Below are 15,599 nucleotides of genomic sequence, written 5' to 3'. Positions count from 1 at the left end.
GTTCGATTGACTACCCTGAACATATGACATTCAGAAACGAGTCGGCTATACTTTTCAAAGAAGAGGTGATGTAGATGAAAGTAGTAGCCATCGGGGCACATCCGGACGATATCGAAATCGGGATCGCCGGCATGACCGCCCAATGGACGAAAGAGAAGACTGAGGTCGTATACGTCGATTTGACGAGAGCGGAACTTTCTTCAAATGGTGATGTAGAAACTAGACGACAGGAGGCAAGTGCGGCTGATGACGTGCTTAGTGTCCGCCGAATCAATCTAGGATTTAAAGACCGGGGGATTGACGGGGGAGAAGAGCAGCTCGAGGCAATCGTCTCCTTGATTCGCCGTGAGCGCCCAACCCACTTGCTCTATCCATATGAGGTCGACCGTCATCCTGACCATGCAGCCTGCGCCCATCTCGTGACAGAGGCGCTGTTTAATGCCGGGATCCGAAAGTACTTACCCGAACTCGAGGCATATCGTCCTGAAAGTGTGTACCAATATATGATCAATGCTCACGTCGAACCGGATGTGTGCGTGGATATTAGTGACACGATCGAAGTGAAGACACGGGCGCTTCAATGCTACGCGAGTCAGTTCACTCCGGTCGATGGAGTGAAGACACCGCTTACCGATGCATATGTGGAACGGGTCATCGCCCGTGAACGCCATTTTGGGAGCTTGATTGGAGTCGCCTATGCGGAAGGGTTGAAGCGTGTTCGACCATATGTCGTAAAACAGGCAGGTGAACTCGCATGACGTATCGGATTGGGATTCTTTGTTATCCATCTGTCGGAGGCTCTGGGATTTTAGCGACAGAGCTCGGGATGAAGCTTGCGGACCGTGGGCATGATGTGCATTTTATCACGAGCAGCATGCCGTTTCGTTTGAACGCCTATCACCCAAATATTACGTTTCATCAAGTCGAAATCAATCAATATTCGGTCTTTCGTTATCCGCCGTATGATATGACATTGTCAGCGAAGATTGCGAGTGTCATCCAATCGTTCGGTCTCGATGTCATCCATGCACACTATGCCGTACCGCATGCCGTTTGTGCTGCGCTTGGTCGTGAGATGGCGGGTGTGAAGACCCCGATCGTGTCGACGTTACATGGTACCGATATCACCGTACTCGGTGAGGACGAGGAACTGAAACCGGCCATTCTATACGGGCTGCGTCAATCGAACGCGATCACGGCGGTCTCTCATAGTTTGAAACGGGAGACAGAAGAGCGGATTGCCAGTGATTTGCCGATCCAAGTCATCCATAACTTCATCGATGAATCGGTGTATACGCCTCAATTCGACCCGACATTAAGGGAACGGTACGGCTTGTCGGATGAGGACCGGGTCGCCATCCACATTTCAAACTTCCGTCCTGTCAAACGCGTCGACCTCGTCCTGGAGGCGTTCGATCAGATGAATGTGACGAATAAGAAACTATTGCTCGTCGGAGATGGTCCGCTCATGGGTGCGATGCGTCGACTCGTGACGGAGATGGGGCTTGAAGAGCAGGTCATCTTTGCCGGGAAACAAGAACAAGTCGCCGCACTTCTTGCAATCAGCGACGTTCACGTCCTGTTATCAGACAAGGAGGCGTTCGGTCTCGTGGCGCTCGAGGCGATGGCGACGGGTGTGCCCTCTGTCGTGAGCGATGCGGGTGGGCTGCCAGAAGTGATCACGGACGGTGAGGATGGTTTCGTCGTTCCTAAAGGGGATGCGAGCCAGGCCGCCTCTGCGATGGAGCGGCTCTTGACCGATCGTGAGCTTCGAGAACGGTTCCGACAAAACGGATTGGTGAAATCTCGGCGCTTCGCCTCACAAGATATCGTGACCGAATATGAACGCTTGTATGAACAGGTGGTGACATCATGACGGAATGGGAATACGCAAAACAAATCATTGACACGATCGAACAGCATGGTGGCGAGGCGTATATCGTCGGTGGTGCTGTTCGGGATTATGTGCTCGGGAGTCTGCCCGATGATATCGATTTGGCGACGTCCCTCTTCCCGGAAGAGGTGATGGCGTTGTTCCCGAAGTCGGTTCCGACCGGTATCGAACATGGGACTGTCACGGTCATTATTGACCACCATCCGTTCGAAGTGACGACGTTCCGTTCGGAAGGATCGTATTCGGATTCGAGACGACCGGACCATGTCGCACTCGGGGTATCGCTTGAAGAGGATTTATTACGAAGGGACTTCACGATGAACGCGATGGCGTTCCATGATGGACGAGTGGTCGATTTATTCGATGGTCAACATGATCTAGAAGAACGAATCATCCGAACAGTCGGCAGTCCGTTTGAACGGTTTGGAGAGGACGCGCTACGCATCATGCGTGCGCTTCGCTTCATGTCACAACTCGACTTCACCTTACATGACGAGTTGCGGGAAGCAGCGAGCGGGCTCGGTCATAAGCTCGAACAAATTGCGATGGAGCGTATCGCGATCGAATTTGAGAAACTGTTGACGGGACCTGCTTACAAGAAAGCGCTAGGTGAAATGGTCGAGCTCGGCATTCATCGCTATTTACCGAACGTGACGACCGAACTGATGCAGCGTGTCCAAGAGGACGCTCGGATACCTGTGAACGCGGTCAGCGGATGGGCACTCTTTCTCTATCATGCACAGGATGACAGCTGGCTATCGCCATGGAAACGGTCGAACGCGATCAAACGGGAGGCGCGTACGCTTGCACTGCTCTGTGAGACGGGACTTGACCGGATGACGATTTATTCGACGGATGAACAGACGCTCTCCACTTATTTCCGGATGAACGGGGAGAAAGACCGTAGCCGTGAACTGAAACAGTCGCTCCCGATGACGTCACGAAAAGAGTTGAAATTTGACGGCCGGGACGCCTTAGCGCTCGGGGCACGAGGGGAAGCGATCAAGCATCTGTTAGACGACCTCGAACGACGCGTCATCTTAAACGAGTTACCGAACCATGAGACAGTATTGAAAGAGGAGGCGAAACGATGGCTTCAACGCGCGGGCGTGTTCTGACGCTATTACAAGATGGTGAAGTATGGAGTGGCCAAGAATTGGCCCGTCAATTAAATATTTCACGTACCGCTATTTGGAAACATATCGAAACGCTTAAGCAAGACGGTTATGCGATTCATACGATCCCAAGAAAAGGATACCAATTGCTTGAGCAAAGTGACCGATTCGATGAACCAGCGTTTGCGTCATATCGGAAGGGACGGTTCGGTCAAATCGTCCATGCGTTTGACCAAATCGACACGACACAACGAATCGCCCATGAGCTGGCGCAACAACACGTGCCAGAGGGGACGCTCGTCATGAGCGAGGAACAGACGGCCGGTCGCGGACAACTCGGTCGTAACTGGCACAATCCGAAGCACGTCAATATCGCGGCAAGTGTGATTTTAAGACCGGAATTACCCATTCGCGACGCATCAAAGCTGACCTTGATGGCGGCAAGTGCGTTTGCGAAAGCGTTGAATGCGCGGGACCTTGACGTGACAATCAAATGGCCTAACGATTTACTGTTAAATGGCAAGAAAATCGGAGGCATTTTGACGGAAATGCAAACGGAAGGGGACCGCATTCAAGCCGTCATTTTAGGGTTCGGAATGAATGTCAACGGCGATGACATTCCGACTGAGTTGGCGCACCGGGCGACCTCCCTTTATTTAGAGACCGGGACGAGGTATCATCGCAGTGAGTTATTGGCAGAACTATTGGCAGAACTCGAGACCGAATACGACCGATTCCTTGACGTAGGATTTGCACCGGTTCGCTTGAACTGGATGAAACATGCCGCCTATTTAAATGAGTCGATCACCTTGAGTGTGTCCCGGACATCGCGAACAGGTGTCATGCGAGGCATCTCGGAGGAAGGGGCACTGCTACTCGAAGTGGATGGAACGGTCGAACCGGTCTATTCTGCTGAGATTGCAGTGTGGAATGATTGATGAAAGCGAGACCATCGACTATACTTAATGTGTCGGACGCTATCAATTCTTGAAGTGTACCGCGCTTGCAGACTGTCACATTCAGTTGTCTGCCTTGATCATTATGACAGGGACAGAAGGACACTAACTCATGAAAACCATGAATTTGTTTTTCGTGCGCCTTCTTGCCATCTGTGTAAGAGGGCGTTTATTCTTTCCTGTCTCCACGTTAAGGAGGAGAAACAGATGCACACGATGACTACATTGTTAAAAAAAATGAACGAGCAAGAAAAGCTCGTCATGTTGACGGCATATGATTATCCGTCAGCCAAACTTGCCGAATCGGCCGGTGTCGATTTGATATTAGTAGGTGATTCACTTGGGATGGTCGTACTTGGTTATGATTCGACGATTCCGGTGACGATGGAGGACATGCTCCATCATTCGAAAGCGGTACGCCGCGGAGCACAAAATACGTTCGTTGTGGTAGATATGCCGTTTGCGTCATATCACGGAGACTTCGATCGGACGTTACAGGCAGCATCGCGTTTATTCCAAGAAGGCCGTGCGGATGCCATCAAACTAGAAGGGGCCGGTGACGTGCTTCATACGATTGACCGCTTGACACAAGTCGGCATGCCATGTGTCGCCCATCTAGGGTTGACCCCTCAATCGGTTGGCGTCCTAGAAGGATATAAAGTACAAGGGAAGTCCCTAGAGGCTGCCGAGACACTCCTTCAAGATAGCTTGGCTGCGGAACGTGCTGGCGCGAAGATGCTCGTCCTTGAGTGTGTCCCTCACCAATTGGCAAAACGGATCGCAGAAGAATTGACGATTCCTGTCATCGGAATCGGTGCAGGTGCAGATGTCGACGGCCAAGTGCTCGTCTATCATGACGTATTGAAATATGGGGTGGACCGTCTCCCTAAATTTGTCCAAGCGTATGCAGACGTGAATGAAGTGGCGACGGATGCTATCCGTTCTTATGTCGAAGAGACGAAGAACGGTCACTTCCCGTTAGAACGTCATACGTTCACAATGGATGAGTCGTTACTCGACTCATTGTATGGAGGAAAAGGATGAAGATTGTATCGACCGTCGAAGAATTACGTATTGCCTTACCAACGAATCAAACGATTGGCTTCGTGCCGACGATGGGATATTTGCATGAAGGACATATGAGCCTCGTTGAAAACGCGCGACGGGAAAATGACGTCGTTGTCATGAGTATTTTTGTCAATCCGACACAGTTCGGACCGAATGAAGACCTCGACCGTTACCCCCGCGACTTTGAACGGGATGAGAAGTTGGCACGTGATGCGGGAGTCGATGTCTTGTTCTATCCGACGACGGAGACGATGTATCCACTTGACATGGCGCGTGTGACCGTCCGTCACGGGGCGGACGTATTATGTGGGGCGAGTCGTCCCGGTCATTTTGATGGTGTGTTGACAATCGTTTCAAAATTATTTAACCTTGTTCAACCGACACGCGCTTATTTCGGTCTGAAGGATGCTCAACAAGTGGCACTCATCGAAGGATACGTCCGAGATTATTTCGTTCCAGTCGAGATTCGACGCTGCCCGATTATTCGTGAGGAGACAGGACTAGCCAAATCTTCTCGAAACGTCTATTTGTCAGATGTCGAAACGGTAGAGGCGAGTCGGATTTTCAGCGCATTGACGATGGCGCGAGAGGCACTCGATACAGGTCAACAAGTTGATGAAGTAAAACGACAGCTGACTGAACGTTTGAACGAGATTCCGAACAGTCAAATCGATTACGTCGAGCTTGTCGATTACCCGACGCTCGGTGCCGTCTCGAGCGACTCGACCGAACTCTTGTTAGCGGTGGCCATTCAGTTTGAACGGGCCCGATTGATTGATAATGTGATTTGGAAGAAGGGATGAATCCAATGATTCGTACATTTATGCACGCAAAGCTTCATAAAGCAACAGTGACAGAAGCAAACTTACACTACGTCGGTTCAATTACAATCGATGAGGATTTGATGGATGCGGTCGGTATCATGGAGAATGAACATGTACACATTACGAACAACCATAATGGTGCTCGCATCGAAACGTATGTCATCAAAGGGGAACGCGGTTCAGGCGTGATTTGTTTGAACGGAGCGGCAGCACGTCATTTCCAGGTCGGTGATGTTGTCATCATCATGGCTTACGGTCAAATGACAGCGGAAGAGGCAAAAACGCATCGTCCGAAAGTAGCTGTGTTGAACGAACAAAATGAGATCGATCAACTTCTTTACGAAGAGATTGCTCATACAATTTTGTAAAGAATTCGGGGATGTCGGCAGAGGCATCCCCGTTTTTTCGTTATTCGTTCTATGGTAAGATGAGACAGACAGAAAGCACGAGCGTGCCAAAGATGGGATGGATGTTATGGACACGTATGTGATTGTGGATTTAGAGACTACGGGTCATTCCGTTAAGTCCGGAGATGAATTGATTGAGTTTGCGGCGGTCGTCGTACAAGAGGGTGAAGTGATAGAGCGCTACAGCACCTTGATTCGACCGAGTCGACCAATCCCACCTTTTATTACGCAATTGACAACGATTAGTGACGAAGATGTAAGTGACGCACCTACATTTGAAGATGTGATTCCCGACATTTGGAAAATGCTAGATGGACGGGTGTTTGTCGCACATAACGTCGCATTTGATTTAACTTTTTTAAATGAGAGTCTTGAACAAGCGGGTTATCTTGCGTTTCAAGGGAGAGCCATTGATACTGTCGAATTGGCTCGTATCTTGTATCCGACTTTAGAGAGCCATGCGTTAGAAGCGCTATCGGATACGTTTGACCTCGTACATACAGACGCACATCGGGCACTCAGTGACGCAGAGGCGACGGCAGAGCTCTTCATTCGGATGCTCGACCGTTTACGCAATTTACCGATGGTGACGCTGAAACGACTTCGAGAGTTATCTGAGTCATGGACGAGTCATATCGAACCGTTACTCGATGAGATGATCCTTGAGGTCGGGATTCGTCCAGACGACGAAACACGTTTTGATATCCACCGCAAAATTGCGTTAAGGCGACCGGTGGATGCCTTCGTCCCGACGACAGAACGTGAACCGTTCGAGCCGTTCCTTTTGCGGACGATCGAAGAGACACTCCCTTCACTGTTTGAGCAGTTTGAACCGAGACAGAGTCAATTCGAAATGATGCGTCACGTCTATAAAGCGTTAGACGATGAGGAAACATTATTAGTCGAGGCGGGTACGGGAACGGGTAAGACGCTTGCGTACTTGATTCCGAGTGCACACCATGCCCTCGAGACGAAACGCCCGGTCGTCATTAGTACGCATACCATTCAATTGCAAGAACAGTTGTTAAATCGAGACTTACCTGTTCTTCGTCAGATTTTTCCTGAGATCGAATTCACGTTGTTGAAAGGGAGACGCAATTATATCGATTTGCGTAAGTTCGAGATGGTGCTCGACGAATCAAATGACGGTCTTTTGGCATCGATGTGTAAAGCGATGGTACTCGTCTGGCTCACAGAAACCGAGACCGGAGATTTAGAGGAACTCTCATTCCCGGGATCTGCGACACAAGGTCCTGCTTCATTCAAGCGTTTGATTCAAGCAGATGCTTCTAATGATTTTGGTCGATTCGACCCATGGTATAGCCGTGACTTTTTCACGAAAGCCGTGTTGCGCTCGAAAGAAGCGGACCTGATTGTGACCAATCATGCTTTACTGTTCTCGGATTTACAGCATCAGGCAGGCATTTTACCGACGGACACACCTCTCGTATTAGACGAGGCTCATCAAGTCGAGGAAGTGGCCTCTCATCATTTCGGTGTGACATTTGATGCGATTCAATTTGACCGCCTCTTCAAATGGTTCGGCTACGGAGCAGATGGCAAATTCCATTCTCGCATCATTCAGCTAGCCGATTTGACATCCGTAACCGAAGAAGCGGAGGCATTCAGTCAACAAATTGATTCGGCTCTTGCAAGGGTCGAGGAAGAACTCGAAGACCTTCTGACGTCCCTTCAATCGTTAGGTAAGAAAAAAGAACCTCGACAAACGGTTCGTTTCGAGCGGGAAGGTGCAACGTTTAGACCAATTCGAGAAGTGGCCAATCGACTCGAGGACAAACTGCGAACGTTGCGGACGTCACTCCGACATCTCCATCGACTGCTCGATGAACGTAAAGAACATATGACATTCAAACAACGCGCACTTCTTGGTGACTTAAAAACGTTGATTGGAGACGTGCGCGAACTCGAGAGTGTCATCTATGAGACGATGTTGACGCGCGACGATGATGCGGTCAGCTGGGTCGAACTGAATTTAGGGAATCGGAAATTGACCTCGGTATACACGCAGCCCGTCGAAATCGGACCGTTGTTACACGAACGTCTGTTTAAGAAGCGACCAACGATTTTAACATCGGCGACGATGACGGTCTCAGGGAAGTTCAGCTTTATGGAACGACGCCTTGGATTAGAAGGAGAACCGGTCCGAAGAGTCGTCTTACCGTCACCATTCAACTTCAAAGACCAGGCCAAACTGTTTGTACCGTCGGACTTCCCATTGATCAATGAAGTGCCGCTTCCTCAGTTCGTCGACCAGACGGCCCAGTCGATTGTCCAAATTGCGAACGTGACGAAAGGGAGGATGCTCGTCTTGTTCACATCGAACGAATTGCTTCGACTCACTTACGAACAAGTCAAAGACCATCTTGACCCGTCTTATACACTTCTCGCACAGGGTGTGAGCGGCGGCTCGCGTAGCCGCTTGACGAAACAGTTCAAACGGATGGAACAGTCGATTCTCTTTGGGACAGCAAGCTTTTGGGAAGGTGTCGATATTCCAGGGGAGGCGTTGACATGCCTTGTCATTGTAAGACTTCCCTTCGCACCGCCCGATCAGCCGATCATGCAAGCACGTTCTGAGAAAATTGAAGCGACGGGTAAGTCACCATTCTTTGAGTTATCCCTGCCCCAAGCGGTTATTCGCTTCAAACAAGGTGTCGGTCGATTGATTCGATCGAAAGGAGATTATGGTGCCGTCTTCGTGTTCGACCGACGTGTGGAGACGACACGTTACGGCAAACAGTTCATCAACAGCTTGCCTAAAGTTGACCGGATTGAAGGAACGCTTGAAACAGCGTTATCCGAGTTGGAATTGTTCTTAGACGAGAAGGAAAAGTCTGTGGCACGAAATGACAGATAACGCTAGGCATCACGATATTATCGTTTTATAATGATACGTATAGTGTTTTTGGAGGAGGAGTCAATATGAACTCGAATATTGAGACGCTGGCGAGCGTGCGCATCGAACCGACTGCGGACGTTTACAAAATTGTCGACTTATTGAATCGGACCTTAAAGGGTCAGGATTTAATGTTCGGTTTGTCACTTGAGAAGAAAGTGAACGATCCGAAGAAGGAAGAGATGGTCTTCACCATCTATCGTACAGAATGACCAGAAAAGCAAAATGGATCGTCTCATTACTGGCGGCACTGATTGGTGTCGTCCTTGTCTTTAGCGTGATGTATCGATTCACCATCGGTCATACAGAGAATCAAAAAGAAAAGCTCGTCGAAACGGCGATGGCACGATTGACTGAAGAATCTCCAGACGCGAGAGTGGGTCAGGGAGAACTGTTCAATGGGACAGAGGCATATGTCGTCTTCCCAGAAGTAGACGGGAATTCCATTTGGTTTGTCCCATTGGATAAAAAGCTGGAGATCGAGCAACGAGAAATCGGTGAAGTGGACGCTACTGACGTCTGTTCGAAGTCGGTTGAGGAGACAGGCGGACAACTGGTCAGCTGTAAGGTTGGTTTTGACGAACGGGCACTCATCGAAGTGGTCACGAAAGCGGATGCGTCTTATACGTATTCGTACTATACGCTTCAGACCGGAGAATTTATTCGACGGGTCCAATTGACCGATCAAATGTAATGAATTAGAGGGGGATTATGATGGAACATCTATTAGCGAAACGTGTAAAACAACTCACACCATCGACTACTTTGGCGATTACAGCTAAGGCGAAGGCACTGAGAGCTTCAGGCAAAGATGTCATTGGTCTCGGCGCGGGTGAACCTGATTTCAACACACCAGAACGAATCATCGACGCTGCTTGTCAAGCCGCTCGAGATGGAGACACAAAATACACGCCATCTGGCGGGACAGTCGCGTTGAAGGATGCCATCATTGAAAAGACGAAACGCGATAGTGGATTGTCGTTCGAACGCAACGAGGTGATGGTTGCTTCAGGTGCGAAACATGCCCTATACGCTCTGTTCCAAGCTATTTTAGATGAAGGGGACGAAGTGATTGTCCCAGCCCCATACTGGGTCAGTTACCCGGAACAAATCAAATTGGCAGACGGAGAACCTGTCTTGGTCGACACGAATGAAGAGACGTCATTTAAATTGACGCCAACGCAACTCGAGAATGCGATTACAGCTCGTACAAAGGCCGTCATTTTGAACAGCCCATCTAATCCGACGGGAATGATTTATACGAAAGAGGAGCTACAGGCACTCGCCGATGTCGTTCTTCGCCATAATCTTCTCGTCGTTAGCGATGAAATTTATGAAAAATTGATTTACGGTGATGCGTCGTTCGTATCGATTGCGACCCTTCCGAATATGCGTGAGCGGACAATCATCATCAATGGGGTATCGAAATCTCACGCGATGACAGGTTGGCGAATCGGATATGCCGTTGGTGATGCAAAAATCATCGGCGCGATGACGAACTTGGCCTCACACTCGACATCAAACCCGACATCTGTCGCACAAGCGGCTGCGGTAGAAGCGTACAATGGACCGCAAGAAGATGTGGAAATGATGCGTCAATCGTTCGAGGATCGACTTGAAATCGTCTACGACCGTCTCGTCAAAATCCCTGGCATCACTTGTTTGAAGCCACAAGGTGCATTTTACTTATATGCCAATGCGAAGGTCGCGGCCTCAGAGAGTGGCTATGACACCGTTGATGCTTGGTGTGAAGCTGTTCTTGAAGAAGCAAACGTGGCACTTGTGCCTGGTTCGGGTTTCGGACAAGACGATTACGTACGATTATCCTATGCAACTGAATTAAAACGCGTATTAGAAGCGCTCGATCGAGTAGAAGACTTCGTTACGAAGCGCGCTCGATAAGCGAAAGGATGGAAAAGAATATGACAACTATTTCGATTAACCAATTTAAAGATTATGAAGGCCAATCGGTCCGTGTAGGGGCCTGGATTGCCAATAAACGTTCAAGTGGTAAGATTGCTTTCCTTCAATTACGTGATGGAAGCGGTTTTGCTCAAGCAGTCGTTGTAAAAGCTGACGTGGCGGAAGAGTTATTTACGTTAGCCAAAGGGATTACTCAAGAAACTTCGGTTTGGGTCACAGGGAATGTCAAATCTGATGGCGGACGTACACCACTCGGATTTGAATTGGAAGTGACAGATTTAGAAGTGATTGCGGAATCGATTGATTATCCAATCACACCGAAAGAACACGGAACGGAATTCTTGATGGACAACCGTCACTTATGGCTCCGTTCACGTCGCCAACACGCGATTATGAAAGTTCGTAACGAAATCATTCGTGCGACATATGAATTCTTCAACAAAGAAGGATTTGTCAAAATCGATCCGCCAATCCTTACGAGCAGTGCTCCGGAAGGGACGACAGAATTGTTCGAAACAGATTATTTCGGTCAATCAGCCTACCTTTCTCAGACGGGTCAATTGTATATGGAAGCAGCGGCGATGGCCCTCGGAAAAGTATTCTCGTTCGGTCCAACGTTCCGTGCGGAGAAATCAAAAACACGTCGCCACTTGATTGAGTTCTGGATGATTGAGCCGGAGATGGCATTCGTCGATCATGACATGAACCTTGAGATTCAAGAGCAATACGTCTCATACATTGCACAGGCAGCACTTGCGAACTGTAAAAATGAACTGGAACTGCTTGGACGTGACCTTGAGAAATTGGCACAAGTACAAGCGCCGTTCCCTCGTGTTCGTTACGAAGATGCCATCAAGTTCTTGAAGGCAGAAGGATTCGACGACATCGAATACGGTGATGATTTCGGTGCACCGCACGAGACGGCGATTGCCAACGCACATGATCAGCCGGTATTCATCACGCATTGGCCAAAAGAAATCAAACCGTTCTACATGAAAGTAGACCCTGAGAATCCAGAACTTGTTCTGTGTGCGGACTTGATTGCACCAGAAGGATATGGTGAAATCATCGGGGGATCTCAACGTGAGGACGACTACGATCGTCTAAAAGAAGAGATCATCAAGGAAGGTCTCGACGAAACGGATGCGTATGATTGGTACCTTGAACTTCGTCAATACGGTTCGGTCCCACACTCTGGTTTCGGACTTGGTCTCGAGCGTACGGTCGCATGGATCAGTGGAATCGAGCACATCCGTGAAGCGATTCCGTTCCCACGTCTTTTAAACCGAATTCACCCTTAACGATTAATCGGGGAAGACACCATGTCCTCCCCGATTAATGTGTCTTAGAAAGGAAGTGCGACATGGATGCACATCAATTGATTCAATTATTCGAGCAAAGTCCGGTCGTCATTCCACGAAAGCTGTTCACCGATGCGAGACGCCTCGATTTGTCACCCGTCGAGTTCAGTCTGATCGTCCATCTTCTAGAAATGACTGGAGAAGGCATCGTCATGCCGCTCCCGAGTGAGCTAGGGAAACGATTGAATGTTTCAGAGAATGAGGCGCGCTCAGTGCTACTTGGTCTGTTGCAAAAAGAGTTGATCGCGATTGACGCTTCAAGTGATGGCGAGCGATATAGCCTATTGCCACTTTTCGAAGCGTTACAAGGGGAAGAGAAAGTTGCGTCACAGCAGACACTGAATGAGAATATCATTCATACGTTTGAGAGGGAATTTGGAACGATCACCCCGTTCGAGATTGAACAAATTGTCGGCTGGATGACGGAAGATGGCTTCAGCGAAGAACTCATCATGGCCGCACTTCGTGAAGCGAAACTTCGAAACGTGCGAAACTTCAAATACATGGACAAAATCCTGCGCGTTTGGCAAGACCATCATGTCGAATCGCTCGAGGATGTCGTGGAATATCAACGGAGGAATAAGTGATGTTGACGCGAGCACAATTACAGGAAGTGTCAGATACGATGAAGCAGATGTTCCCAGACGCTCATTGCGAGTTGACGCATCAAAATCCCTTTGAATTGGTCGTCGCGGTCGCGCTCTCCGCACAAGCGACGGATGCGCTCGTCAACAAGGTGACACCAGGATTGTTTGAAGCGTTTCCGACTGTCGAGGCGATGGCTGCGGCTGACGTGTCTGAGATTGAGGCATTGATTAAACGGATTGGTCTGTACCGTAACAAAGCGAAGAATGTAAAAGCACTCTCAGAAAAAATTGTGAACGAGCATGGGGGGATTGTCCCTTCTGACCGAGCATCGTTAGAGGCGCTCCCCGGAGTCGGTCGTAAAACAGCAAACGTCGTCCTTTCTGTTGCATTCCATGAACCGGCGTTTGCGGTTGACACACATGTGGAACGAGTTTCCAAGCGTCTCGGTATTTGTCGCTGGAAAGACAATGTTCGACAAGTCGAGGATACATTAATGAAAAAGTTTCCACGCGAGGAATGGTCACAACTTCATCATCAATTCATCTTCTTCGGACGATATCATTGCAAGGCACAACGCCCAGGCTGTGAGACATGCCCACTGTTGCATATGTGCCGAGAAGGAAAGAAACGAATGAAGTCACAGGAAGTTACCAAATAAAAACGCATCGACACGAAAGGTGTCGATGCGTTTTTGGTTAATGATTCCAAGGGTGGTCGCTCCATTCGCGACGTTTTTTCGTGATTGGCACTTTTTTGAAGCCCCAGTTTCGGAAATCTTGGTCCGGACTTTCTTTACGGATGTAAATTTTGTCCTTAATGGCTTTAAAGATTCGGTTCTCGTCCCCATAATGGACGAACCGTGGTTTCACTTCAATCACGCCACGACGAACGCGAGAAAGTGGCAGACAGACGAGGTCAGCGATTTCTAAGCCAGATTGATACATCGTGTTCTGCTTCTCAGAGAAGATGAAGCCTTTAATTTTTTGACGGCTCTTTTCGACGTCTAAATGAACGGTACCTGAGTTGAAAATATCAAAGAATGCTTTTTGAATCAGTAAGTTCTGATAATCGTCTCGGGATTCCAGGACGACACGGGCGCTTACTGCCTCTGTTTCTTCTAAAAACGCATAGAATGACTTCATCAGGTGAGCGAATGCGACGACATACGGATCTTTTGGTGTCGAATAAAAGTCATGAAGCTTTTGTTTATCGACCTCGACACTGACGATTGTACAGTCGATTCCTCGCAAAAATTCAGGGAGTTTATCCCAAAAGTCGCGCAACATATCAATCGTGATCCCATCTTCTTTTCCGTAAGGATGTTCCGCTTTTAAAATTTCTTTCAAATGAAGTGGGATATGCTCCGTTTTGAACACATCTCGTTTGAACGCCTGAAGACGTCGTTTCAATTCACACGGTAATCCAGTCTCGTCTGCATCGATTGAATACTTATATTCCATCAGCACGCCAGTCAAGTTAAATTGCGTATTTCCCTTCGGTGTGCCTGTTTCGTCGACGAACATGACATACTTCTTTCCACTTTCCATCCAATCCCTCCAAAACGGCTTAACAGTAGCGTCTTTAAGCACCCTATTTTATTTCCAAATGATAATTTGGTCAATCTATTGCACAGATATTGCACATTTTTTTTAGAATGACATCAATGAGGTTTATCGGTGTGTCATCTTGGATAAACAGTAGAAGTGCTATTATCATAGAAAAGCAATCGAATCATACATAACGAGAGCTTTTCAATTTGGATACACAATCGCTTACATACTAGTTTAACATACGGGAGTTTGGTACGATATGTGTTGCGGTATTTCCACACAAGTGTCGACCGACAGAAGTCGACAATCAGACCTGAGACGGAAGGAACGAGTGGACCGACCTGTTAATATGTATGTATGGGGTGACGACATTGTTCCATTATCCAAACGGTAAAAAGGCAAACGTGACAAAGACAACAAAGGGGGAAGGAATTTCGAAGCAATCATCGAATTCTCAAACCTATGCGAATCGCGGAATGAACTTGGAGACGCTGTTAAATGAAACGAATGAGTTTTATCGGATTCATCAACGAGCCGTCATCCACAAAAAACCAACCCCTCTCCAAATCGTCAAAGTCGACTATCCGAAGCGAAGTGCCGCCAAAGTAACGGAAGCCTATTTCAAACAGGCATCTACGACCGATTACAACGGTGTTTATCGTGGTAGGTACATTGACTTTGAAGCGAAAGAAACGAATAATAAGACATCGTTTCCGCTCGGCAATTTTCATGACCACCAAATCGCCCACATGCGTGAGTGTGAACGTCATGGAGGGATTTGTTTTGTCATCATCCGCTTTAGTCGCTATAATACGCAATATGTATTGACCACCGAGCAACTTGTTCAGTGGTGGGAACAACGGTTAACGGGGCGCAAATCGATTCCGCTCAGCTTTATCGAAAAGGAAGCGATTGAAGTTCCGACGAGAGCCTTGCCGTCGATTGATTATTTGACGGTGCTCGATCAATGGCTCGATTGAATAGAAGGAGTGAACC

The 15,599-nt window shown here is 48.5% G+C and carries 16 protein-coding genes; 15 read left to right on the top strand and 1 reads right to left on the bottom strand.

Annotated elements, in window-relative coordinates:
• Positions 1 to 74: 74 nt before the first annotated feature.
• The 14 genes from bshB1 (at position 75) to nth (ending at position 13,711) form a co-directional block, all read left to right on the top strand.
• The gene (gene bshB1, locus KNO79_RS07630) at positions 75 to 758 is read left to right on the top strand and encodes a bacillithiol biosynthesis deacetylase BshB1 (protein WP_074037175.1); all 684 of its coding nucleotides are present in this window, start codon (positions 75 to 77) and stop codon (positions 756 to 758) included.
• Complete coding sequence (bshA, locus tag KNO79_RS07625; protein WP_214691027.1) at positions 755 to 1,876, top strand: N-acetyl-alpha-D-glucosaminyl L-malate synthase BshA; 1,122 nt, start codon at positions 755 to 757, stop codon at positions 1,874 to 1,876. Before bshB1 ends, bshA begins: the two co-directional genes overlap by 4 nt.
• Positions 1,873 to 3,012, top strand: coding sequence for a CCA tRNA nucleotidyltransferase (locus KNO79_RS07620; RefSeq protein WP_074037173.1), 1,140 nt, complete (start codon positions 1,873 to 1,875; stop codon positions 3,010 to 3,012). Before bshA ends, KNO79_RS07620 begins: the two co-directional genes overlap by 4 nt.
• On the top strand, positions 2,985 to 3,947 hold the full coding sequence (locus KNO79_RS07615; RefSeq protein ID WP_074037172.1) for a biotin--[acetyl-CoA-carboxylase] ligase: 963 nt from the start codon (positions 2,985 to 2,987) through the stop codon (positions 3,945 to 3,947). The genes KNO79_RS07620 and KNO79_RS07615 overlap by 28 nt, the downstream gene beginning before the upstream one ends.
• 225 nt (positions 3,948 to 4,172) lie before the next feature.
• Positions 4,173 to 5,009, top strand: coding sequence for a 3-methyl-2-oxobutanoate hydroxymethyltransferase (gene panB / locus KNO79_RS07610; RefSeq protein ID WP_196430578.1), 837 nt, complete (start codon positions 4,173 to 4,175; stop codon positions 5,007 to 5,009).
• Entirely contained in the window at positions 5,006 to 5,836 is an 831-nt protein-coding gene (gene panC, locus KNO79_RS07605) for a pantoate--beta-alanine ligase (protein ID WP_214691026.1), read from the top strand. The genes panB and panC overlap by 4 nt, the downstream gene beginning before the upstream one ends.
• 5 nt (positions 5,837 to 5,841) lie before the next feature.
• Complete coding sequence (panD, locus tag KNO79_RS07600; protein WP_214691025.1) at positions 5,842 to 6,225, top strand: aspartate 1-decarboxylase; 384 nt, start codon at positions 5,842 to 5,844, stop codon at positions 6,223 to 6,225.
• Between the two features lie 106 nt (positions 6,226 to 6,331).
• Positions 6,332 to 9,142, top strand: a complete 2,811-nt coding sequence (dinG, locus tag KNO79_RS07595) for an ATP-dependent DNA helicase DinG (protein ID WP_214691024.1) — start codon at positions 6,332 to 6,334, stop codon at positions 9,140 to 9,142.
• Between the two features lie 65 nt (positions 9,143 to 9,207).
• Positions 9,208 to 9,393 (top strand): YpmA family protein, encoded by a 186-nt coding sequence (locus tag KNO79_RS07590; RefSeq protein ID WP_159562144.1) that lies wholly within the window; start codon positions 9,208 to 9,210, stop codon positions 9,391 to 9,393.
• Positions 9,390 to 9,875 carry a hypothetical protein gene (locus tag KNO79_RS07585; RefSeq protein WP_214691023.1) on the top strand — a complete coding sequence of 162 codons (486 nt, stop codon included), beginning with the start codon at positions 9,390 to 9,392 and terminating at the stop codon, positions 9,873 to 9,875. The genes KNO79_RS07590 and KNO79_RS07585 overlap by 4 nt, the downstream gene beginning before the upstream one ends.
• A 20-nt stretch (positions 9,876 to 9,895) precedes the next feature.
• Positions 9,896 to 11,083, top strand: coding sequence for a pyridoxal phosphate-dependent aminotransferase (locus tag KNO79_RS07580; protein WP_214691022.1), 1,188 nt, complete (start codon positions 9,896 to 9,898; stop codon positions 11,081 to 11,083).
• A gap of 20 nt (positions 11,084 to 11,103) precedes the next feature.
• Positions 11,104 to 12,405, top strand: a complete 1,302-nt coding sequence (gene asnS, locus KNO79_RS07575) for an asparagine--tRNA ligase (protein WP_159562147.1) — start codon at positions 11,104 to 11,106, stop codon at positions 12,403 to 12,405.
• Between the two features lie 62 nt (positions 12,406 to 12,467).
• Positions 12,468 to 13,052 (top strand): DnaD domain-containing protein, encoded by a 585-nt coding sequence (locus KNO79_RS07570; protein ID WP_214691021.1) that lies wholly within the window; start codon positions 12,468 to 12,470, stop codon positions 13,050 to 13,052.
• On the top strand, positions 13,052 to 13,711 hold the full coding sequence (gene nth / locus KNO79_RS07565) for an endonuclease III (protein ID WP_214691020.1): 660 nt from the start codon (positions 13,052 to 13,054) through the stop codon (positions 13,709 to 13,711). The genes KNO79_RS07570 and nth overlap by 1 nt, the downstream gene beginning before the upstream one ends.
• Positions 13,712 to 13,748: 37 nt before the next feature.
• On the opposite strand, the gene KNO79_RS07560 is transcribed toward nth, so the two are convergent.
• Positions 13,749 to 14,600, bottom strand: coding sequence for a DUF3800 domain-containing protein (locus KNO79_RS07560; RefSeq protein WP_035387865.1), 852 nt, complete (start codon positions 14,598 to 14,600; stop codon positions 13,749 to 13,751).
• Between the two features lie 356 nt (positions 14,601 to 14,956).
• Between KNO79_RS07560 and recU the strand changes: the two genes are divergently transcribed.
• On the top strand, positions 14,957 to 15,583 hold the full coding sequence (gene recU / locus KNO79_RS07555) for a Holliday junction resolvase RecU (protein ID WP_015881499.1): 627 nt from the start codon (positions 14,957 to 14,959) through the stop codon (positions 15,581 to 15,583).
• Positions 15,584 to 15,599: the final 16 nt, after the last annotated feature.

The sequence above is a fragment of the Exiguobacterium sp. s43 genome (assembly GCF_018617255.1).
GTDB lineage: Bacteria > Bacillota > Bacilli > Exiguobacteriales > Exiguobacteriaceae > Exiguobacterium > Exiguobacterium profundum.
This window is presented reverse-complemented; position numbering and strand designations above follow the sequence as displayed.